General features: G+C 68.8%; 17 protein-coding genes. 8 read left to right on the top strand and 9 right to left on the bottom strand.

The genetic code is table 11. The features are described from left to right. Nucleotides 1–50: 50 nt before the first annotated feature. The 6 genes from ACIRRA_RS38305 to ACIRRA_RS38280 all read right to left on the bottom strand — a co-directional run bounded on the left by ACIRRA_RS38305 (nucleotide 51) and on the right by ACIRRA_RS38280 (nucleotide 5745). Entirely contained in the window at nucleotides 51–266 is a 216-nt protein-coding gene (locus tag ACIRRA_RS38305; RefSeq protein WP_402778804.1) for a hypothetical protein, read from the bottom strand. 603 nt (nucleotides 267–869) lie between these two features. Continuing rightward, nucleotides 870–1172 carry a WXG100 family type VII secretion target gene (locus tag ACIRRA_RS38300; RefSeq protein WP_402778801.1) on the bottom strand — a complete coding sequence of 101 codons (303 nt, stop codon included), beginning with the start codon at nucleotides 1170–1172 and terminating at the stop codon, nucleotides 870–872. Between the two features lie 48 nt (nucleotides 1173–1220). Further along, a complete protein-coding gene (locus ACIRRA_RS38295; protein WP_402778798.1) occupies nucleotides 1221–1550 on the bottom strand; it encodes a WXG100 family type VII secretion target in 330 nt (109 codons plus the stop codon). Nucleotides 1551–1652: 102 nt separating this feature from the next. Then, a complete protein-coding gene (locus ACIRRA_RS38290; RefSeq protein ID WP_402778795.1) occupies nucleotides 1653–2876 on the bottom strand; it encodes a hypothetical protein in 1224 nt (407 codons plus the stop codon). 15 nt (nucleotides 2877–2891) lie between these two features. After that, complete coding sequence (locus ACIRRA_RS38285) at nucleotides 2892–4127, bottom strand: hypothetical protein (RefSeq protein WP_402778792.1); 1236 nt, start codon at nucleotides 4125–4127, stop codon at nucleotides 2892–2894. A gap of 34 nt (nucleotides 4128–4161) precedes the next feature. Continuing rightward, the gene (locus ACIRRA_RS38280) at nucleotides 4162–5745 is read right to left on the bottom strand and encodes a serine/threonine-protein kinase (protein WP_402778789.1); all 1584 of its coding nucleotides are present in this window, start codon (nucleotides 5743–5745) and stop codon (nucleotides 4162–4164) included. 278 nt (nucleotides 5746–6023) lie between these two features. Between ACIRRA_RS38280 and ACIRRA_RS38275 the strand changes: the two genes are divergently transcribed. Continuing rightward, nucleotides 6024–7361 carry an FHA domain-containing protein gene (locus ACIRRA_RS38275; RefSeq protein WP_402778786.1) on the top strand — a complete coding sequence of 446 codons (1338 nt, stop codon included), beginning with the start codon at nucleotides 6024–6026 and terminating at the stop codon, nucleotides 7359–7361. Nucleotides 7362–7574: 213 nt separating this feature from the next. Here the strand turns inward: ACIRRA_RS38275 and ACIRRA_RS38270 are convergent, their stop codons facing one another. Continuing rightward, nucleotides 7575–9011, bottom strand: a complete 1437-nt coding sequence (locus tag ACIRRA_RS38270; RefSeq protein WP_402778817.1) for a metallopeptidase — start codon at nucleotides 9009–9011, stop codon at nucleotides 7575–7577. 148 nt (nucleotides 9012–9159) lie between these two features. Here ACIRRA_RS38270 and ACIRRA_RS38265 point away from each other — a divergent pair, with 148 nt between their 5' ends. Both ACIRRA_RS38265 and ACIRRA_RS38260 read left to right on the top strand, forming a co-directional pair. Next, nucleotides 9160–11904 (top strand): ATP-binding cassette domain-containing protein, encoded by a 2745-nt coding sequence (locus ACIRRA_RS38265; RefSeq protein ID WP_402778783.1) that lies wholly within the window; start codon nucleotides 9160–9162, stop codon nucleotides 11902–11904. 79 nt (nucleotides 11905–11983) lie between these two features. Continuing rightward, nucleotides 11984–14581: a hypothetical protein gene (locus ACIRRA_RS38260; RefSeq protein ID WP_402778780.1), complete on the top strand. Its 2598-nt coding sequence runs from the start codon at nucleotides 11984–11986 to the stop codon at nucleotides 14579–14581. Here ACIRRA_RS38260 and ACIRRA_RS38255 read toward each other — a convergent pair. Further along, nucleotides 14498–15127, bottom strand: a complete 630-nt coding sequence (locus ACIRRA_RS38255) for a hypothetical protein (protein WP_402778777.1) — start codon at nucleotides 15125–15127, stop codon at nucleotides 14498–14500. The genes ACIRRA_RS38260 and ACIRRA_RS38255 overlap by 84 nt on opposite strands. A 301-nt stretch (nucleotides 15128–15428) precedes the next feature. Here ACIRRA_RS38255 and rplM point away from each other — a divergent pair, with 301 nt between their 5' ends. The 3 genes from rplM to glmM all read left to right on the top strand — a co-directional run bounded on the left by rplM (nucleotide 15429) and on the right by glmM (nucleotide 17927). Next, a complete protein-coding gene (gene rplM, locus ACIRRA_RS38250; protein ID WP_326309446.1) occupies nucleotides 15429–15872 on the top strand; it encodes a 50S ribosomal protein L13 in 444 nt (147 codons plus the stop codon). Beyond that, nucleotides 15869–16387 (top strand): 30S ribosomal protein S9, encoded by a 519-nt coding sequence (rpsI, locus tag ACIRRA_RS38245; RefSeq protein WP_402778771.1) that lies wholly within the window; start codon nucleotides 15869–15871, stop codon nucleotides 16385–16387. Before rplM ends, rpsI begins: the two co-directional genes overlap by 4 nt. Nucleotides 16388–16550: 163 nt before the next feature. Then, nucleotides 16551–17927, top strand: a complete 1377-nt coding sequence (gene glmM, locus ACIRRA_RS38240; protein ID WP_402778768.1) for a phosphoglucosamine mutase — start codon at nucleotides 16551–16553, stop codon at nucleotides 17925–17927. A 49-nt stretch (nucleotides 17928–17976) separates the two neighbouring features. Here the strand turns inward: glmM and ACIRRA_RS38235 are convergent, their stop codons facing one another. Beyond that, nucleotides 17977–19620, bottom strand: a complete 1644-nt coding sequence (locus tag ACIRRA_RS38235) for an ABC-F family ATP-binding cassette domain-containing protein (protein WP_402778765.1) — start codon at nucleotides 19618–19620, stop codon at nucleotides 17977–17979. 117 nt (nucleotides 19621–19737) lie between these two features. Between ACIRRA_RS38235 and ACIRRA_RS38230 the strand changes: the two genes are divergently transcribed. Continuing rightward, a complete protein-coding gene (locus ACIRRA_RS38230) occupies nucleotides 19738–19944 on the top strand; it encodes a PspC domain-containing protein (RefSeq protein ID WP_402778762.1) in 207 nt (68 codons plus the stop codon). Between the two features lie 105 nt (nucleotides 19945–20049). Continuing rightward, nucleotides 20050–20361, top strand: coding sequence for a DUF6802 family protein (locus tag ACIRRA_RS38225; RefSeq protein WP_356997091.1), 312 nt, complete (start codon nucleotides 20050–20052; stop codon nucleotides 20359–20361). The last annotated feature ends 27 nt before the right edge of the window (nucleotides 20362–20388 follow it).

Below are 20388 nucleotides of genomic sequence, written 5' to 3'. Positions count from 1 at the left end.
GTGCCGAGCCGCGCGCATGGTGGTAGTGCTCGGCCGGCGAGCGCCGACGATCATGACGCCCGCACCAGGGCGCTCGCGTCGACACCGCACTGACGCGCCCAGATGTAGTGGGATCTGAGCGAAGGTGATTCGAGCATGGCGTCCTGGTGATTTAAGGCGATCGTCGCCGTCAGGCTCTGTCGGCTTTTCTCCTGTGCCAACCGTTCGACGATCTCGACGGCATCAGTTGCGTCCAGGGCCTGGATCAATTCCACAAATTCGGTCACTGCCTCGCCTCTCGTGGAGTCCCTGCGGTCAGGGACACACTGTGATGACCGAATCGAACGGCAGAACGCTGCCGAGATCGAGGAGTCTGCTTATACGGGTATTGGCACCACCGGGGTACCACTAGTGTGATATCCGCGCAGGCTCCAGTGCTCGGCGACGCGGCCGAAATCGTTGCGTCACTGATCCCCGTGCCGTCGACCGCTGGCGACGCACTTGTCGTGGTCATGCCCTCAGTCTGTGCGACCGTTCTGGCAAAACGCTGTCAGCGCGCTGGCACCGGCGCGGGCCCGCGCCGCCGCTTTCCCACATCGGCTGCAGCGCAGGCTGATACGAGAAGTGGTGCAAATATCGAAACCGGACCGATCACTGCCCAGACAACAGCGATCATCCCAGCCTGAAGGACACTGTTCTCATTTATCGATCCACCGACGGGCACAGCCCGTCGGTGGATCGAGGATCAGCCGCTGCCGCAGGCATTCTCGGCCGCCTGGACCTCGCGGGCCGTCCAAAATGGGTTCGGTTCCGGACCGTCGGCATGGATGCGCGAAAGTCGACGGCTCTCGGCCGCCCGCCGCGCGGAGAGGCAGGCGCGGGGAGGCGGGTCAGAACAGGCCGGCCAAGGCGGTGTCTTTGGCCTGGAGCTCGGCGTTGCCGGTGCGGACGAGGGTGGCTGCGCCGTTGAGGGTGGTGTTGAGCTGGAGGACGTGTTGGTTCCACGTGCGCTGGAGGTCGGCGAACGCGTCGTTGGCGTCACCCTTCCAGCTGTTCTGCACGAACTCCTCCACACTGCGGTGGAAGGCCTCGAGTTCGTCGCGGATGACCTCCGCGCGGCGGATGATCGAATTCGCGCCGTCGGCGACGCCTTCGAAGTGGGCGGAGATGATCTGGCCGTCCACTGCTGCCATGGTGAATTCCTTTGCCACTGGTAGGAATAGAGGGGGAGGCCGAATCGGCTAGACGGCCGGGAGGTCCAGGCTGGAGATCTGCGCGTCGACCTTGGATTCGTAATTCCGGTCGTGCTCTTCGTAGTTGGAGCCGACCTTGATCAGGGTCTCGGCGGTGTGCATCAGCTTGTCGTTGAGCTTGTCGGCCTGGAAGTAGTACCGCTGCATGAACGCATTGAAGGCGTCGGCCGCGCCGCCCCTCCAGTTCGATCCGGCGACCATGCTGTCCTCGTCGCGCTTCAGATCGGTGATGGCGTGCATCAGCATGTCGTGGGTCTGCTGGAACTCCTGGGCCTTGGCCTGAATGAGCTCATTGCTGGCTTCGAATGCACCGGCCATGGTGTCTCCTCTCGATTCGCGGGCGGACGACCTCTCAGTGCTATTGGACGTAGGTCACGACCCGCCGGTTCCACCCCGCTCAGCTGTTCGCCACCAAACCGACTACCAGGTGCTGTTCGCCAGTAAGGCGTACTGTGCGGCCGCCCGCTGATGGGCGTCGGCGAGCTGATTCGACTCGACCGCACCCGTGTAGCGGCGGTAGCTGATCATGCACCGAAAGCGCTTGGCGCCACTGTTCCGGTTCTGGTCGCTGGTCTCACCGCATTTCGCGTTCGGCACCCCGGCGGGCGGATCCGCGACGCTGGAATAGCCGTGCCCGAGAATGGCGGCGGACAAACGCTCGGCGGCCTGCGCGTCCCGCGCGCGGAAGAGCATGCTGACGCCGTCGTACGACGCACCGGAGGTGGCGAATCGATCCATGCCGCTGTCGGCGATCAGCCGCCCCCAGAAATCCTGGTCACTCACCCGATTCAGGAATCCACGCGGTCCGGCGACCGCCTGGTTGGCGAAGTCGGGCGCGAAATAGACCTGTGTGGCGAGGGTCCGCCGCAGCATTCCGTCCGCGTCGAAGGGCAGCCGCAGGACGCCCTCGCGGTCCAGGGGCGGCAGTGAATCCAGCAGCGGCAGTTGCGCGTCGTAGACTTTTTCGGCGAGGGCTGTCAACTTCGACAGGTCCGGATCCTTCACCCCGAGATAGGTGTCCACGACATAGCTGCCGTGCGCCATGGTCGACCCGATGCTGGCCACACCGGGGCGCCAATGGCTGTGGGCGTCAGGGTATTTCGATAGCGACACGTGCTGATTCACATCGGCCGCCACCCCGAAATCGGCATTCTCCAAGTCCGTGGCCGCCTTCGATGCCGCCGCGGCATCGGGGAACTGCATCACCGTCACCGTGGTGAACGCGCTGTCGTCGGGCGCCTTGCCGTACTTGTCCGGCTGTTTCACGCTGTGCCCCACCGCGACACCGAACATCATCTTGCCGGCGTCGAGGATCGGCGCGGTGACCTTCGCCAGTATGCCAGTGGCCCCGTCCGAATCCTTGAAGGGCTGAACGCCGGTGCTGTACTTGAATTCCGGATCCACGTCTGCCGCGTTGACGACGTGGTCCGCCAGTCGTTGCTCGGCCAGTTCGAAACCCTTGGCCATGTCGGGGGAGTACTCGTAGCGCAATTCCAGCGGATCGGTGGAGTACTTGCCGACATCCAGTGTGCGGACGTCGATTTCCCCGGGTCGGGCGCCGCCCTGCACGGTCGTGCCACACCCCGCCACGGCGGCGGCGGTCAGCGCGAGCAGGGCGATCGCTCGAAGTTTGTGCGACAGCATGGTTTCCGTTCCCCCTCAGTGTTCCGCGTTGACCAGCAGGGCGTACTGCGCCGAGATGCGCTGCTGGGCATCGAGGAGCTGATTCGCCGAGACCTCGGCGGCGAAGCGACCGTGCCTGACGTAGCAGTAGTAGGAGATCGCGAAGTGCTCGGGACCGGTGTACTTGCGGCACTGGGCATTCGGCAGGTTCGCCGGAGACTCGGCGGGCCGGAAGGTGCGTGAGGTCTCGCTGCGCGCGGCGACGATCGCGTCGGCGCCTACGGCGTCGCGGGCGCGGAAGACGGTGCCGCCGTTGAACGCCACCCGGTCGACACCCGCCTTGTCGAACAGTGCCGCGTTGTCGTCGCCGGGGAACAGTTGCAGTCCGCCGTGCCGGTCGTAGACGCCGGGAATGCCGCGCTCGGATTCATCGTCGTACACGGTCGGCAGCGTGCGCCCGAGGACTCCGTCCATATCGACGGGCTGTTCGGTCAGCTGGTCCTGGGGGATGACCGGGACCTTGGCGAGGGCGGGCGGGATGGCATCGAGGCCGAGCTGCGCCCGGGCGGTGAGCTTGGCCGGATCGCTCACCCCCGTCTCGGCCATCACGTCGTCCCAGATGTAGGTGAAGAGGACGAATCTACCTGTGGCATACCAGGATCGGACGGTGGCATTGAAGTTGTACCGGGTGTCGAGGTAGACGAACGCGTCCGGATACTTCTCGATCCGCAGGCGCTGACTGCCCGGGACGGCGTCGAAGTCGGTCTGGCCGAGGGCCTTGGCGGCGGCGCTCGCCGCGGCGTCATCGGTGAACATCAGCACGACGTTCGAGTACTCGTAGGCCAGGGCACCCTGCTTGTCGGAGTCGCCGGTGGTGACGAAGCCCGATATGAAACCCGGGGCCGCGGCCTTCAGAGCATCGGCTTCGGCGTTGGCGCGCAGTTTCATCGCGCCCGAACCGAAATCTATGAACGGGTGGATGGCGCCGTTCACTGCGGCTGCCGGGTACCTGACCTGAGGATTCACCTCGGACGGCAGGGGAATGTAGTTGGCCAGCCGTTCGGCCTGTACAGCGCGCGCCAGGTCGGGATCGGCCGCCTTGTCGTAGTGCTTGGGCTGGGTGGGCAGATTGCCGGTGTCCAGCTTGGACAGGTCGATTGCGGGCTCGGCGGGCTCGACCGGGCCGGGCGCGGCATCGGAGCCGCAGGCGGCTGTGCCCGCCATCGTCGCGGCGACAACTACGGACACGACGGCGCGTGCGAGCTTGCGCATGGTTCCCCCGGCAAACGAACGATCGGTCGCCACCCTACTTGATCCTGTTGTGCAGCACCGGAACCAGCTTGCCGACCAGGGTCTGCGACGAATCCGGGGTCCAGCCGCGCAGCGCGGCCACTGCGGCCGGATCGTCGAGCGGAACGACGACGGCGCGCGAGCTGGTGATCTCGTTCGGCAGGCCGAGCAGCCCACCGCCACCGGCCTTTTCGTCGCTGCGCACCGCGATGATGTAGGAATCGTCGGGCACGGTCAGCGATCCGTAGCCCTCGGAGGGGCGGGGAGAGGATTCATCGCCCTTGGGCTGGTACTCGTTGTTATAGACGAAGCCGAGGCTCTCCAGGAACTTCGCCTGCGGGGTGCCGGCCAGATAGATGCTGTATTTGGTGTTGAACTGAGCTCCGGTCACGTCGACCATGGTGACGGTCTTGCCCGCGAAGGCGGGATTGTCCTTGCGCGCCTTGTCCACCGGGCTCAGATTGGGATCCACCGCGGTGGTTGCGGCGGGGCCGGCGCTGGAGGCCGTTGCGGCGGAGTTGGTCTCGCCGCCGCCTGTGGCAACGATCCCGATGCCCACGGCCAGCGCGACCGCCACCACCGCCGCGCCGATCCCGATGTAGAGCCGGTTGCGGTTGCGCGGGGCCTGCCCCGTCTCGGTCGACTCGGACGCGGAAAGCGGTATGCCGCCCGTGGTTTCGCCGCCAGGTAGCAGCATGCTCAATGGCGCGACCTGGATCGGATAGGTCGGCGAGGTGGTGGTGGAGACCGGGTTGTAGCCGGGCACCAGTGCGGCCGTGGCGGCCTCGGTGAACTCGCGGCAGGAGTTGAAGCGCTCGGCCGGGTTCTTCGCCATGGCCCGCGCGAAGACCTCGTCCAGCGTCGCGGGCAGGTGCGGGTTGGCCTCGGTGGCGCGCGGCGGCGGCTCGTGCAGGTGGCCCATCATGACCAGTGCCGGTTGCGTTGCGGGATAAGGGTTCCGGCCGGTCAGCAGCTTGAAGAAGGAGCAGCCGAGGCTGTAGATGTCGGCGCGGTGGTCCAGCGGCCGGCCGGAAAGCTGTTCCGGCGGCGCGTAGGCGATGGTGGCGACGAAGCTGCCGGTCTGGGTGAGCTCGGTGGTGTCCTCGGTGGACTTGGCGACGCCGAAGTCGGCGAGCAGGGCGCGCTCGTCCTCGCCGTCGACGCTGGAGAGCAGGAAGTTGGCGGGCTTCACATCCCGGTGCAGCAGGCCGCGGCGGTGCGCGTAGTCCAGGCCGCGGCCGATCTGGGTGACGATGGACAGCGCGCGCAGCGGGGGCACCGCGGCCGGATCACGCTTGAGCTCGGCCGAGGCGTCGGTGCCCTCGACATACTGCATGGCGATCCACAGCCGGCCGTTCTCCTCGCCGCGATTGTGGACCGAGACGATATTCGGGTGGTCCATGCCCGCAACCACATTCGCCTCGCGTTCGAAGCGGCCGCGGAACTCCTCGTTGGCGGTCAGATCGGAGGAGAGCACCTTGAGCGCGTCCATGCGTGGCAGTTTGGGATGCTTGGCCAGGTAGACCGTGCCCATGCCGCCGGATCCGAGCACGCGGACGATCCGATACCCGCCGACGATGGTGCCGGGACTCAGCGCCATTCCGCCTCCCCGTGACTGCCGCTCCGCCTCTCCGCGCGGCGGGCCGCTGAGAGCTGTGGGCTGTCGCGTACCTGTGCCGGCGGCCCGGTGCCGAACCGATTTTGGACGTACCCGGGAGTTACCCCATCGGTACGAGATCATTGGCCACTTTGGCATACGACGACTCGTCAGTCGAATGGACCGAGGGATGGGCGGCCATGTGGTCCGGGGCCGGGACGTAACCTGGGTGCTGTGCTGAACAATCCCCGCCATGTGCTCTCCGGGAGCCGGTTCCCTTGATGGATCGGCAGGTCGAGGTGGTCGCGGGCGGCCATGTGGTGAGCCGGGTGGCGGGCGCGGTCATCCTGGTGGCGCATCGGGAGCCGGGGGCGCTCACGCCGCGATCGCGGGCCGTGGTGGCGGCGCGGGCGCTGGGCGAGCTGGTCGCGGACGCGACGGACCAGGCCCCGGACGGGCCGGGCCGGCTGGTCGCGCGGCACGCCACCCGCTGGCTGATGAAGGACGCCGAGCGCATCTCGCCCGGTGCGCCCATCGAATTCGGCATCCTGACCGCCGCCGACACCGGTGGCCTGGCGATCTTCCTGCACGGGTCGGTAACGGCGCTGCTGGCCGGATCCGCGGTCGAGTACTACCGCGGCAGCGACGCCGCCTTCACCGTGGACCGGGTGGCCGAGCCGCCCGCGCGGGCGGCCGCCCTGTTCATCGATGGGAACCGGCCGCCGGAGCTACCCGGGCGCGGAATCGGTTCGCTCATCGAGGGACTCGCACCGGCTGCGGGCGCGGTGGTGTGGTTCGAGGGCGAGCCGGTGGTGTCGCGACGGCCCGGGCGCCCGGCCGGGGCGCGGCAGCGGGTCGTGGAACCGCCGCCGCCGACCGCGGCGTTCGACGCGGAGCGGGAGCCGGAGCCGGAGGCGACTCCCCTGGACCCCAACCTGATTCCGACCCGCACCTCCAATCGCATTCCGGCGAGCCTGGACCCGGAACCCGCCCCGGTGGATCCGGACACCGAGGGCATCGACCTGCACCGTGCGCCGACCGAGATGGGCGGCGCCCGGGAGGCGAACGGCACCAACCCCGCGCCCAAACCCGACCCGGATCTGCAGCGCCGCCTGGAGGCCACCGCCAAGGCCACCGCGCTCACCGTGAAGGTGCTCGGATTCAAATGCGCGCGTGCCCATCCCAGCGATCCGCGGGCGGCCTTCTGCACCGTGTGCGGCATGCCCGTGGATCAGACCCAGCAGACCGCCGAGGTGATCCGGCCGCCGCTGGGCATGCTGGTGCTCGATGACGGCATGACCTACATGGTGGCCGCCGACGCCGTGGTCGGCCGCGACCCCGAGCACTCCGATCCGGTGCGAGCGGGCCTGCTGCCCTTGCGAGTCGACGACAATTCCGGCGGCATGTCCCGCGTCCACGCCGAGATCCGCTTGGTGAACTGGGACATCACGATCATCGACCACGGCTCCACCAACGGCACCCGGGTCCGCCCGCACGGCTACCGGGATTGGATTCGGCTACAACCGAATCAGCCTTTCACCCTGACCGCCGGCACCGAGATCATGCTCGGCAACCGGGTGCTGCGGCTCGAGCCGGTAGCGCCCCCACCCTTCGGATGAGGGTTCTTCGTATGCAACGGGACAACTGATTTCGCACCGTCCGGGTAACTCACCGGGTACGCCCAGAATCGGTTCGGCTCCCAACCGCCGGCACGGGTGCACGACTGTTCACGGCACTCGGCCGTCCGCTGAAGGCGCGGAGAGGCGGGACTGCGAGGCGGGACTGCGAGGCGGGACTGCGAGGCGGGACTGCGAGGCGGGACTGCGGGACAGTTATGTGTAGCGGGAGTAGCAGGTGTCCTGGGTGCCGAGGACACCGGCGCGGAAGGCGTCGACCCGGGAGAAGCCGCTGGGCACCGTCTTGCCGTCGGTGTCGCTGGCGGCCAGGCCGTCGGAGAGCAGACCGGAGACCGCCTCGTCGATATCGCCCGAGGTGAGTGTGATGGTTCCCTGCGACTTGTTTCGGCTCGGGTCGGCCAGTTTCGCGGTGATCACACCCGACAGACAGGCCGCCCGCAGGCCCGTCTTGGCGCCGGTGAGCGCCTGCCCAGCCGCGTGCTGCACGGCCAGGGCGTACCGGGAGATGAAGACGATATAGGCGGTGTAACTGCCGGTCACATTGGCGGGCAGGCCATCCTGGTCGTCGGCGTTGGAGACACCGCGGTCGTGCAGCGCGGGCACGTCGGTGCCGATCAGATTGGTGGCCGGACAGTACGTGACCGGTGCGGTGTCGGCGGCGTTGCGGCAGTTCAGTTTCGCGGTCTGATAGTTGTATTTCGGTTCGTCCGGGATGGGCAGGATCGAGGCCATCGCCTTGGCCAGGTCCTCCAGATTGGCCTGGTTCACCTCGGGTTCGGCCTGTGTGGCATCGCCGTTGCCCTGCGGCAGATTGACACTGCGACGGTCGATCTCGTTCTGATCGATCGCCTTGCATCCCCTGGGCCCTTCGGTGAAGCCGATCTGCACCGCCGTCACCCGCTGGAACGCCGAACCGTGCACGCTTTGCGGATCGTCCGGATTCTCGTCGCGGAAGGCCACCGTGGCGGCCAGCACCGCGTTCAATCCGTCGGAGGTGTTGATGGTGAAGTGCTCGGCCTTCCCCTCGGCCACATTCCGGATGAACGCCCCCGCGAAACAGTCCGCCTGCTGCTCCTTGACGATGGTCGGGGTGCGGCGGCCGACGAGCTTGGCCATCTCCTGGATGGCGTGCCCGTACTCGTGGGCCAGCACCATCACCACCGACATCTTTCCGAACTCGTCGGCCACCGCGGGCAGCAGCGCGCCGCGATCCCAGCCGATGGATCCGTCCAGGCGGCAGTAGGCGGCATTGACGAGCCGGTAGCTGGACTCCCCGCAGAACTGCCCGGCCTGCGAGCGCGGCGTCTTGGCGCTCCACGAGATGAACTTGCCGACCGGGGTGAAGACGCCGGCGAACTCGAGCGGGAACTCGCCCTGCCAATAGGTCTGGATATCGTCGAGGGCGTTGAGAACCAGCCGGTCGATCTGGCCGCCGTCGGAATCCTGCGCGGTCAGCGTCGAATCCGGGGCGCCCGCGCGCGGACCGCTGGGGCCGCTGGTGGTGGGCAGACCGGCCACCTTGAACGGGTCGTCGTAGATTGAAACCGCGCGACCGTGAACAGTTCGTGTACATCCGGACACGAGTGCGACCGCGAGCACCAGTACCCCCGCCACCACGACCATGCGGTGCATCCCCCCGGACCGGCGCGTGCGCACCGCCTCCCCCTGGCGTCTCGCCACGTGCACTCCCTCGCAGGCCGATTCGATCTTCGTCCCGTTATCGGGCGGGCGGCCGATGAGCGCAACGCCGGACTCCGGGGGCTTCGCTTATTATCCAGCCATGTCTTCACCGGGGGCGCAGCAGATCACTGTGCGTCATGAAGGAACCGAGCGGGTCTTCGACGCGACCCAGCAGATCACCATGGGCAGGGCGCCGGAGGTGACGCTGTTCGTCGACAGCCCGCTGGTGTCCCGGCTGCACGCGACCCTCAGCTACGAGGCCGGGTCGTGGATGCTCAGCGACAACGGCAGCACCAATGGCGTCTTCGTGGACGCCCGCCGCCTGACCACGCCATTGGTCATCAACCGGCCCACCCAGGTGCGGCTCGGCGATGCCATCACCGGGCCGCTGCTGCACCTGCTGCCGCAGACCAGCCGGGGCGGTGGCACGCCGCAGCCGCAGCAGCGCCCGGGCATGATGCCGCCGCCGAATCGGCCACCGTCGCGGCCGATGCCGCAGGCGGGTCAGCCGCAGCAGGCTCAGCAGCCGCCGGTGCCGCTCTACGCGCAGCGCCCGCCGGTGCAGCAGCGGCCCAATCCGCAACAGCCCTGGCCCAACCCGGCCCAGCCCAACCCGGCCCAGCCCAACCCGAATCTCGCGCAGCGGCCGCCGGTGAACCGGCCGGCGTCCGGGCCGCAGCATCAGCTGCCGCACCCGGCACTGCACCAGCAGCCGAATCCCCCGCAGCAGCGGCAGACTCCGCCTCCGGTCACCTCGGCGACGCCGAATGTGCCGCGCCCGCCGGTGAATACGCTGCCCCCGGCCTCCGGTGACAACATCAACATGACCACCAAGGCGGACACCTCCGCGCTGCCGCCGATCCGCGCCCGCGCCTCCACCGCGGCCATCGCGCGCGCCGACCGGATTCCGCGCGACGGCCTCAACATCGGCCGCACCAGCGACAACCAGATCGTGGTCAACGACCCGATGGCCTCCCGCCGGCACGCCCGCCTGGTGCCGGACCGGCAGGGCCTGGCGATCGAGGACCTGGGCTCGGCCAACGGCACCTTCGTCAACGGCCGCCGCGAACAGCGGGCGCTGCTGCGGGAACGCGACATTGTCACCATCGGTAACGTCGACTTCGTCGTGCAGGAGGGCACGCTGGTCCATCGCCAGCGGCCGGTCGCCGAGCAGGGCCTGCATGTGCACGGCGTCTCGTTCACGGTCGAGGGCAACAAGCAGCTGCTCATCGACGTGAACATGCAGGCCGGGCGCGGCTCGCTGACCGCGCTGATCGGCCCCTCCGGCGCGGGCAAGTCGACCCTGTCGAAACTCATTGCGGGAACGACGCATCCGTCCGCGGGCGTGGTCACCTTCGAGGGCCGCAACCTGCACGCCGAGTACGAAGCGCTGCGCTCCCGGATCGGCATGGTGCCGCAGGACGACGTGCTGCACCGGCAGCTGACGGTCAAGCAGGCGCTCAACTTCGCCGCCCAGCTGCGCCTGCCCCCGGACACCAGCAAGGCCGATCGCCAGCAGGTGATCGCCGATGTGCTGAAGGAACTTTCGCTCACCCAGCACGCCGACACCCGCGTGGACCGGCTGTCCGGCGGTCAGCGCAAACGCGCCTCGGTGGCCATGGAACTGCTCACCGGTCCCTCGCTGCTCATCCTGGACGAGCCCACCTCGGGCCTGGACCCGGCGCTGGACCGGCAGGTCATGACCATGCTGCGGGAACTGGCCGATGCCGGGCGCACCGTCATCGTGGTCACGCACTCGGTGGCCTGCCTGGACATGTGCGATCAGGTGCTGTTGCTCGCGCCCGGCGGCAAGACCGCCTTCTGCGGGCACCCGGGCAGCGTCGGGCACGTCATGGGCACCAGCGACTGGGCCGAGATCTTCGGCCGCGTCGCCGCCGATCCGGACGGGGCCTTCGCGAATTTCCGCTCCCGCCAAGCCTTCGCGGAGCCGCCCGCGCCGGTCAAACCGGTGGAACGGGCGAAGGCGCCGAAATCGAGTCCGCTCAAACAGTTCTCGACGCTGTCGCGGCGGCAGCTGCGGCTCATCTTCGCCGACCGCGGCTATCTGGCGTTCCTCGCGATCCTGCCGTTCGTACTGGGCGGCCTGTCCCTGGTTGTGCAGGGCAAGAGCGGATTCGAGTCCGTCGGCTTCGTGCAGGCGCCCGACGGCAGTTTCGTGCGCGCCAACAATGGCGAGGCCCAGCAGCTGCTGGTGGTGCTCATCCTGGGCGCCTGCTTCATGGGCGCCACGCTCACGGTGCGTGACCTGGTCGGCGAGCGGGCCATCTACTACCGGGAGCGCGCGGTCGGATTGCGTTCCGGCGCATACCTGATGTCGAAGGTCGTCGTCTTCAGCCTTGCGGCACTGCTGCAGTCGGCCGTGATGATCGGCATCGTGCTGGCTGTGAAGAAGCCGCCGAGCAAGGGCGCGGTGATTCCCTACGGCCCCGCGGAGCTCTACCTCGATGTCGCCCTGACCGCGGTGACCTGCGTGGTGCTGGGGCTGGCGCTGTCCGCGCTGGCCAAGTCCAACGAGCAGGTGATGCCGCTGCTGGTGGTGATCATCATGGCGCAGCTGGTGATGGCGGGCGGCATGATCCCGGTGACGGGCCGCGTTGTGCTGGACCAGCTTTCCTGGCTGTTCCCCTCGCGCTGGGGCTATTCCGCGGGGGCGTCCACGGTCGATCTGCCCAACCTGTCGGCCTCGGCGGCGGCGCAGCAGGACCACTTCTGGAAGCACACCGTCGGCGCGTGGGCAATGGATGTCTCCGTGCTCGCCGTAATCGCCGTGCTGCTCGCCCTGTTCACCTGGTCGCGCCTGCGCTTGAAGAAGTCGGCAGCGTGATCGGCCATTCGCACGATCCGGGGTGCGAAGTGTGGATTCGGTCGCGCATGCGTCGGGGCGAGCAGGCAGACTGATGACTGTGACGGCTCGAGTTGGGGCAGTGCATCTCGGCTGGGACGTGGTGTCGGTGGCCGCCGGTGGCGGCGGTTCGCCCATTCGCCCGGTCCAGGTCGAAAGCACATACACACCGCCCGCATACCTGCTGGCGGATTCGTCCGGCCGGCTGCACACCGCCGGCGTGGACCGGCGTCCCGACGTCGGCATCGCCATCTCCGATGTGCGCGACATCATCGGGCACCCGCAGATCGTGGTGGCCGGGGCGACCTGGCCGGCCGAGCTGGTCTTCCGGGCCCGCATGCACAATCCGCTCGCGGCCATCGTCGAGCACCTGGGCGGTGCGCCGGATGTGCTCGCGCTGCCCTTCCCCGATGAATGGCCCGACCCCAAGGTCGACGAATTCGTGCGCCTGGTCGAGCAACTCGGCGTGCCCGCCGAGCCGCTGCCCGAATCGGTCGCGCTCTCCGGCTATGTGCGCGCCCTGGGCCTGGTGCGCGCGCCCGGTCGCGGTCCGGCGGTCGGCGCGGTCGGCGTCTACTCCGACGGCCGCGAATGCCTGGTCGTCGCAGTACACGGCAATGACGATCAGCCCACCGAGTCGGTCAGCGTCGCCATCACCGCCGAGGCCCTGCACGAGGCCCACGCCGCCGACAATGTGGTCATCGAGGTGATGGCCGCGGCCCGCGCCATCAATGCCGACACCTCGACGGTGCTGCTCACCGGCAATGTGTGCTTCAACGACGCACTGCGCCTGGCCTTCCAGAACCACTTGGGCCACCGCTTCCAGGTCGCCGATCACCCGATGCACGCCCTGGTCCTGGGCGCGACCCATCTGCTGGTCGCCGACAGCGAGGGCGACCCGGCCTACGACCGGCCCGCTGCCGCCGTGCCGCAGCCGGCGGGCGCCGATGCGCGCCCGATCGAACAGGGTCCGCGTCATGTCACCGGCGGCCCGGCCGCCGGGCAGCCACTGCAACGTCAGCCCGAGCCGCTGGCCCACCAGCCGGAATTGATTCCCCGGCACATGGATTCACCGCCCGCACCCGAATCCACCCCGAAGCGAACGGATTCCGCGCGCGGCACCGGCCCGCAGCCCACCGTCGATCCCGCCGCCGCGTCCGATCGCTCGGGTGACGACCCGGCGGGCGCGACCGTTCGCCTCACTGCCGAGGAGGCCGCGGCCATCACCGCCGGCGCCGAGGCGAAACGGGCAGCCGGGACTGGCCCGCAGGCCGTGGCCGATCCCGCCGCGGAAGGACTCACCAGGCGAATCACCGCGCAGGAGGCCGCATCTCAGAGCGGCGGCGCGGGCCCGGCGACCGGACCCGGCGGCCTGACCCAGCGGATGACGGCCGAGGAGGTCGCGCGGCTGACCGCGCAGGCTGCGGCCGGCACCGCGCAGGGGGCGGCTCCGGCGGCGGGGCAGTCGCCGAGTGGCGATGCGGGCCAAGGGGTTCCGCGTGGCACCGAGAACCCGAGCACCGAGCCGCAGCCGGTGGCCGGTGGCCGCGGCACGCTGCCGCCCGGGCTGGAGGGCGTGGGCGGCCGGTTCATGCGGCCGCCCGGGTCGCCGGCCGATGATCAGCTGACCACGGTCATGGGCCAGGGTGGCGTCGGGGCGGGTCAGCAGGGATTCGGTCAGCCGGGTACGCCCGCCGCCGATGCCGGGCCGGGCTCGGGTGCAGGCGCGCAACAGGGTTCGGGTGGTGCGCCCGCCGGATCGTACGGTTACGGCCCGGCCGGCGGCTACGGCCAGCCGGCCGGGCAACCGGGCTACGGCCAGTCCGGTGGGCAGCCCGCCGGCCAATACGGACCCGGTGGTTCCTACGGTTCCGGTCAATCCGGTTCGGGCGCCGGGGCCTCCGGCTACTCGGCCGGTACGGGCTACGGTTCGGCGAATGCCCCGGGCTCCGAGGCGGCCGCCCAGGGCGGCTACGGCCCGGGCGGTGCGCAGCCGAATGCGGGTGGCCGGTACGCCTCGCAGCAGGGTGCCGCCGGGCAGTACGGTCAGGGCGGATACGGCTCGGGTGGCTATGGGCAGCAGGGTGGGTACAACACGGGCGGCTACCCGGTCGGTCCCTATGGGCCGGAGGGAGATACGTCCGGTTCAGGTCGCGGAAGTTTTGCTGGATCCGGTGGAAACGCTCCTGGTCAGTCCGGCGGGATGTACGGTGGACCGATGTCGACGGGGGCGCATGGGGCGAATCCGCAAACGCCGGAAGATGCGGCTGGGCAGTTGGATTCGGAATCCGGCTCCGAGGGCGAGCGCAAACAGCGCAAGGGCAAACTGTGGGACAAGATGCGCAAGCCCTTCGGCGCTCCGATCATCATCGGCGCGGCGGCGCTGTCGCTCCTGGGCGCGCACTCCGACCAGCGGTCCGACCCGGTCGCGTCAACCACGCCCTCCGACACCGTGATTCGGGTCGCTGGCGGGACTGTGCGCCCGGTCAACGAATCCTGTGCCGTGACGCCGTTCGTGTCCGGCCTCCCGCACGCGGGCATCGCCACCGTCGGTGATCCCAGGGATCAGGACTGTCTACGCTTCGGCATCGACACGCTGCGCTACACCATTCCCGGCCCCGTGCGCGGCGCCGATCCGGGCCCGCCCCTGCACATCTGATCCGTCCGCGGCGAGATCGTCGAGCCGCAGCCGGCTGGTGGCGGTCAGCAGCTCGACCCGGGAGACCCGGGGCGCGGGTCCGGTGTGACCGGTCAGCGCCCAGGCGCGTTCGATGGTGAGTCGCAGCACCCGCCGGGCCGCGTAGAACAGCAGCGCGGCCAGCGGCAGTTCGCCGATACCGGCGGAGAGCACGGCGAACCACAGATCCGGGCTGTTCCAGTCGAGCACGATGTCGAACCAGGCATCGCAGATCAGCAGCGTCCCGGTGATCATCGCCCACGGAATGAAGACCTGCCGGCGCCGCCAGGCGTGCCAGGCGGTCATGCCGATCGCGCCGACCAGCACGAAATCGAAGCCCACCCACGCGATGTCCCACTGGCTGACCTGCCGTTCGGAGGGCAGGCTGACCGAGAGGTACGCGATCCAGGGGATCAGGAAGACCAGACTGCCGGTCACCACCGTCAGCAGGATCCGGCGCATGGCGGCCGCATGCGGGTGGGGCATCGCCGCTGTGTGCGAATGGGTCGGCTGGATGCTGATCGCCATGGCGGCCTCCATTGGCAGGACGGCTGCACCAACCGTCGCGATGGTTCCCGTCCTCCTTACAATGCCCGTAACGGAGGAACTCATTCCGCTTATGCTGTGAGATAGGTCACTCTTCGTCGGGTGTTCCCTGCCCGCCGGGACCGATTCGGGAGACGGCCACCCCCGCTGGTAAGGTGGCTCGTTGGCGTGCGGTACGGCCGGGCAACCGGTTGTCGCGCGAGCCCCGGGTCTCCACCGGCCGCCGGGAATCAGCTCGACCTCACGCTTGGCTGGCAAAACCTACGACAGACAGGGATGCACTGTGCCTACGTACAGCCCCAAGGGCGGTGACGTGACCCGCAAGTGGTACGTCATCGACGCCACTGACGTAGTGCTCGGCCGTCTTTCCGTGCAGGCTGCCAACCTGCTGCGCGGCAAGACCAAGCCGACCTACGCCCCGAACGTGGATGGTGGCGACTTCGTCATCATCATCAACGCGGACAAGGTCGCCGTCTCCGGCAACAAGCGCGAGGACAAGGTCCTCTACACCCACTCCGGCCACCCCGGTGGTCTGAAGGGTCGTACCGTGGGCCAGATCCTGGACACCCGCCCCGACCGTCTGGTCGAGCGTGCCGTCAAGGGCATGATCCCGAAGAACAAGCTGGGCAACCAGATCATTCGCAAGCTGAAGGTCTACGCGGGCCCGAACCACCCGCACGCCGCCCAGCAGCCCATCCCCTTCGAGATCAAGCAGGTGGCCCAGTGACCGCTCCTGAGGAATTCAACGACGACTACGTCGTCGAGGACACCGCCGTGGAGGTCGTCGACGAGGGTGGCTACGAGGCCGAGGCCGAGGCCGAGTACACCGAGACCTTCGTTGCCCCGGTCGTCATCGACCGTCCGGTTCAGACTGTCGGCCGCCGCAAGGAGGCCGTGGTCCGCGTGCGCCTGGTGCCGGGTTCCGGCAACTTCGTGCTGAATGGCCGCACCATCGAGGATTACTTCCCGAACAAGGTGCACCAGCAGCTGGTGAAGTCCCCGCTGGTCACCGTCGAGCGCACCGAGACCTTCGACGTGCACGCCCGCCTGGTCGGCGGCGGCCCATCCGGTCAGGCCGGCGCCCTGCGCCTCGCCATCGCGCGTGCCCTCATCGAGGTCACCCCGGAGGACCGTCCCGCCCTCAAGCGTGCCGGCTTCCTGACCCGTGACCCGCGTGCCACCGAGCGTAAGAAGTACGGCCTCAAGAAGGCCCGCAAGGCGCCTCAGTACTCGAAGCGCTGATATTGCGCCGTCGGGCTCTACCGTGCCCGGTCCTTCCGGGGGCCGGGCACGGTACGGTCTACACGGCAACCTGTACGAGAGCAGGCTCCCCGCAACAGTTTTCGGACTGGCTGGGCGTCTGCTCTCGTGCTGTATCGACCGAACCAGCAGGGGTGTTGAGGTAATGGGACGTTTGTTCGGCACCGATGGTGTGCGCGGGCTCGCCAACGATTCTTTGAGTCCGGAACTGGCGCTGCAGGTTTCGGCCGCCGCCGCTCAGGTTCTGAGTCGGGGGAAGAAGCGCGCGCTGGCCGTCGTCGGCCGCGACCCCCGCGCCAGCGGCGAGATGCTGGAGGCCGCCGTCACCGCGGGACTCACCGCCGCCGGTGTCGACGTGCTGTCGGTCGGCGTGCTGCCGACGCCCGCCGTCGCCTACCTGACCGGCCTGTACGACGCCTGCCTGGGCGTCATGATCTCCGCCTCGCACAACCCCATGCCGGACAACGGCATCAAGATCTTCGCCGCGGGTGGGCACAAGCTGGACGACGCCATCGAGGACCGCATCGAGGCGCTCATCGCCGAGGGCGCCTTCACCCGCCCCACCGGGGCCGCGATCGGACGGGTGCTCGGCCGGCCCGGACTCGGCGGGCACGTCTACGACGTGCACGACCGCTTCAGCCTGGAAGGCACCCACGAGCGCTACGTCGAGCACCTGGTCCAGGCCACCGGCCGCGATCTGCGCGGGCTCACCGTGGTGGTGGACTGCGCGAACGGCGCGGCCTCCGAGGTCGGGCCCACCGCCTACCGCGAGGCGGGCGCGACGGTCATCGCCATCAATGCCGAACCCGACGGCCTGAACATCAATGACGGCTGTGGCTCCACGCATCTGGAGCAGGTCCAGCGCGCCGTCCGCGAGCACGGCGCGGATCTGGGCCTCGCTCACGACGGCGACGCCGACCGCTGCCTGGCCGTGGACGCCACCGGCGCCGTGGTCGACGGCGACGCCATCATGGCCATCCTCGCCCTGGCCATGCGGGACTCCGGCGACCTGGTACAGAACACGCTGGTCGCCACCGTCATGAGCAATCTCGGCCTGCACATCGCCATGCGCGAGGCCGGAATCACCATGCGCACCACCGCCGTCGGCGACCGTTACGTCCTCGAGGATCTGCGTGCGGGCGGCTACACCCTGGGCGGCGAGCAGTCCGGCCACGTGGTCTTCCCCCGCTTCGGCACCACCGGCGATGGCGTCCTGACCGGCCTGAAGCTGATGGCTCGGATGGCCGAAACCGGCCGCGGCCTGGCGGAGTTGGCGAGCGTCGTGCAGACCGTCCCGCAGGTACTGGTGAACGTCCCGGTCTCCGACAAGGCGGCGGTCGCGGTCGCGCCGTCGGTACTGGAAGCCGTCGCCGAAGCCGAGCGCCTGCTGGGCGACACGGGACGAATCCTGCTGCGCCCCAGCGGAACCGAACAGCTGGTCCGCGTCATGGTGGAGGCGACCGACCCCACCCAGGCGCATCACCTGGCCGACAATCTCGCCAAGCTGGTCGCCGCCGTCTGAGTAGCCCCTGCCGTCCCGGCATGTCGAATCACATGCCGGGAGAACGGGGTCAGAGGGTTTCGGTGAGCTGCCCGGCGTCCATCTGCCAGCGGCGGGTCGCCCGGACGTTGTCGAGCATGCGACGGTCGTGGGTGACCAGGAGGACTGTGCCCTCGAAGGATTCGACGGCCTGTTCCAGCTGCTCGATGGCGGGTAGGTCCAGATGGTTGGTGGGCTCGTCCAGGACCAGCAGGTTCACGCCGCGGGCCTGGAGCAGGGCCAGTGCGGCGCGGGTGCGCTCGCCCGGGGAGAGAGTGTCGTTGGAGCGCAGCACATGTGGGCCGCGCAGGCCGAACTTGGCGAGCAGGGTGCGGACGTCGGACTCGTTCCAGTCGGGCACCTGGGCGCTGAAAGTGTCGGCCAGGGTGGCGGTTCCGCGGAACAGGCCGCGCGCCTGATCGACCTCACCGATGGCGACACCCGAGCCGAGGGCGGAGGATCCGCTGTCCGGCTTCGTCTTTCCGAGCAGCAGGGACAGCAGCGTGGACTTGCCGGAACCGTTGGCGCCGGTCAGCACGATGCGGTCGCCCCAATCCACCTGCACCGTCACCGGTCCGAGGGTGAAGTCGCCACGGCTCACGGTGGCGCCCGACACGGTAGCCACCACCGAGCCGCTGCGCGGGGCGGCGGCGATGGACATGCGCAGCTCCCACTCCTTGCGCGGTTCCTCCACCGTGTCCAGGCGTTCGATGCGTTTGAGGGTTTGCTTGACCTTGGCGGCCTGCTTCTCGGTGGATTCCGCGCGGGCCTTGCGGCCCATCTTGTCGGAGTCCACCTTCGATTTGCGCCGGGCATTGCGGACACCGTGTTCCATCCAGTTGCGCTGCATGGTGGCGCGCGCTTCCAGACCGGACCTGGTGTCGGCGTACTCGTCGTAGGCATCGCGCGCATGCCGGCGCGCGATCGCCCGCTCCTCCAGGTAGGACTCGTAACTGCCGTCGTAGACGCCGACCTGCTGCTGGGCCAGATCCAGTTCCACGATGCGATTCACGGTGCGCGCCAGGAACTCCCGGTCGTGGCTGATCACCATGAGGGGCTCGCAGACGCCGGTCACGAACTGCTCGAGCCGGGCCAGGCCGTCGAGATCCAGATCATTGGTCGGCTCGTCGAGCAGCAGGATGTCGAAGCGCGACAACAGGACCGAGGCCAGCCCGGCACGCGCGGCCTGACCACCGGAGAGCACGGACATGGGGGTGTCCAGGCCGTGCGGGAGGCTCTCGGCCAGGCCGAGATCGGCGGCCACCTCCTCGGCGCGCTGCTCGAGGTCCGCACCGCCGAGGGCGAGCCAGCGCTCCAGGGCGGGGGAGTACTCGTCTTCTCCGCCGTCGGCGAGGCGTTCGGCGGCGGCATCCATGAGCTGCTGGGCGGCGGCCACACCGGTGCGGCGGCGCAGGAATTCGAGGACGGTCTCGCCGGCCAGGCGCTCGGGTTCCTGGGCCAGGTAACCGACGGTGGCGTCGGGCGGGCTCAGCACGATCTCGCCCTCGGGGGTGTGACCGTCGGCGAGCATGCGCAGCAGGGTGGACTTCCCGGCCCCGTTCACCCCGACCAGCCCGATCACATCGCCCGGGGCGAGGATCAGGTCCAGGTCGGAGAACAGGATCCGCTCACCGTGTCCGGCGGCCAGGCCGCGCGCATGCAGAGTGGTGCTCACCAGGGCGATTCTGCCGTGTTCGGGGTGGCACCCTGACTCCGGCCCTCGGAAAGTTCAGGGTCGTATTGGGGCGAGCGACCGATGTGCGCCGAGATCGAGCTGGGCACAGTGGGAGACATGACGACACAGTTTCCGACTCCGGCCCCCAAGCGACTGACCCGCTCCGGCACCGACAAGTGGATCGGCGGCGTGTGCGGCGGCCTCGCCCAGTACTTCGGCTGGAACGCCAACCTCATCCGCGCCCTGTTCGTGCTGTCCTGTCTGCTGCCCGGCCCGCAGTTCCTCGTCTACATCGCGCTGTGGATCGTGATCCCGAAGCAGTGAGTTGTCCACAGGCCGCGAGTTGTCCACATTCGTGATCGAGGGTGATGCGGGTGCCACGGCAAAGTGACAGGATGAGAGTCACGTCACAGCGAAGGAGCGCACATCATGGTCACATCGGGTGATCTGCCCGGACTGGAGCTGCCGGATCTCGACGCGCACACGGAACTCGGCGGGCTCGGCGCGGTCGAGTTATCGCACCCCACACAGGATCTCGACGGTGACGGCCTGCTGGACACCGTGACCACCAACACCGATCACGCCATGCAGGTATGGACGGATCTGGATCACGACGGCTACGCCGATCATGTGACCGTGGTGGACAGCGGCGGGGACTTCTCGGCCTGGGAGTTCCACCACAATCCGGACGGCACCACCGAGTGGGTGCGCATGGACGTAGGACACCTCGGCGGCACATAGCCGGGGCGGCGGGGGTTTTCACGGCAT

The sequence above is a fragment of the Nocardia sp. NPDC101769 genome, assembly GCF_044766925.1.
GTDB lineage: Bacteria > Actinomycetota > Actinomycetes > Mycobacteriales > Mycobacteriaceae > Nocardia.
The sequence above is the reverse complement of the archived record's forward strand: the minus strand, read 5'-3'. Positions and strand labels throughout refer to the sequence as shown.

Coding starts and splice junctions, on each gene's coding strand:
- ACIRRA_RS38300 (WP_402778801.1), bottom strand. CDS start 1,172: ATGGCAGCAGTGGACGGCCAGATCATCTCCGCCCACTTCGAAGGCGTC.
- ACIRRA_RS38295 (WP_402778798.1), bottom strand. CDS start 1,550: ATGGCCGGTGCATTCGAAGCCAGCAATGAGCTCATTCAGGCCAAGGCC.
- ACIRRA_RS38290 (WP_402778795.1), bottom strand. CDS start 2,876: ATGCTGTCGCACAAACTTCGAGCGATCGCCCTGCTCGCGCTGACCGCC.
- ACIRRA_RS38285 (WP_402778792.1), bottom strand. CDS start 4,127: ATGCGCAAGCTCGCACGCGCCGTCGTGTCCGTAGTTGTCGCCGCGACG.
- ACIRRA_RS38280 (WP_402778789.1), bottom strand. CDS start 5,745: ATGGCGCTGAGTCCCGGCACCATCGTCGGCGGGTATCGGATCGTCCGC.
- ACIRRA_RS38275 (WP_402778786.1), top strand. CDS start 6,024: ATGGATCGGCAGGTCGAGGTGGTCGCGGGCGGCCATGTGGTGAGCCGG.
- ACIRRA_RS38270 (WP_402778817.1), bottom strand. CDS start 9,011: ATGCACCGCATGGTCGTGGTGGCGGGGGTACTGGTGCTCGCGGTCGCA.
- ACIRRA_RS38265 (WP_402778783.1), top strand. CDS start 9,160: ATGTCTTCACCGGGGGCGCAGCAGATCACTGTGCGTCATGAAGGAACC.
- ACIRRA_RS38255 (WP_402778777.1), bottom strand. CDS start 15,127: ATGGCGATCAGCATCCAGCCGACCCATTCGCACACAGCGGCGATGCCC.
- glmM (WP_402778768.1), top strand. CDS start 16,551: ATGGGACGTTTGTTCGGCACCGATGGTGTGCGCGGGCTCGCCAACGAT.
- ACIRRA_RS38230 (WP_402778762.1), top strand. CDS start 19,738: ATGACGACACAGTTTCCGACTCCGGCCCCCAAGCGACTGACCCGCTCC.
- ACIRRA_RS38225 (WP_356997091.1), top strand. CDS start 20,050: ATGGTCACATCGGGTGATCTGCCCGGACTGGAGCTGCCGGATCTCGAC.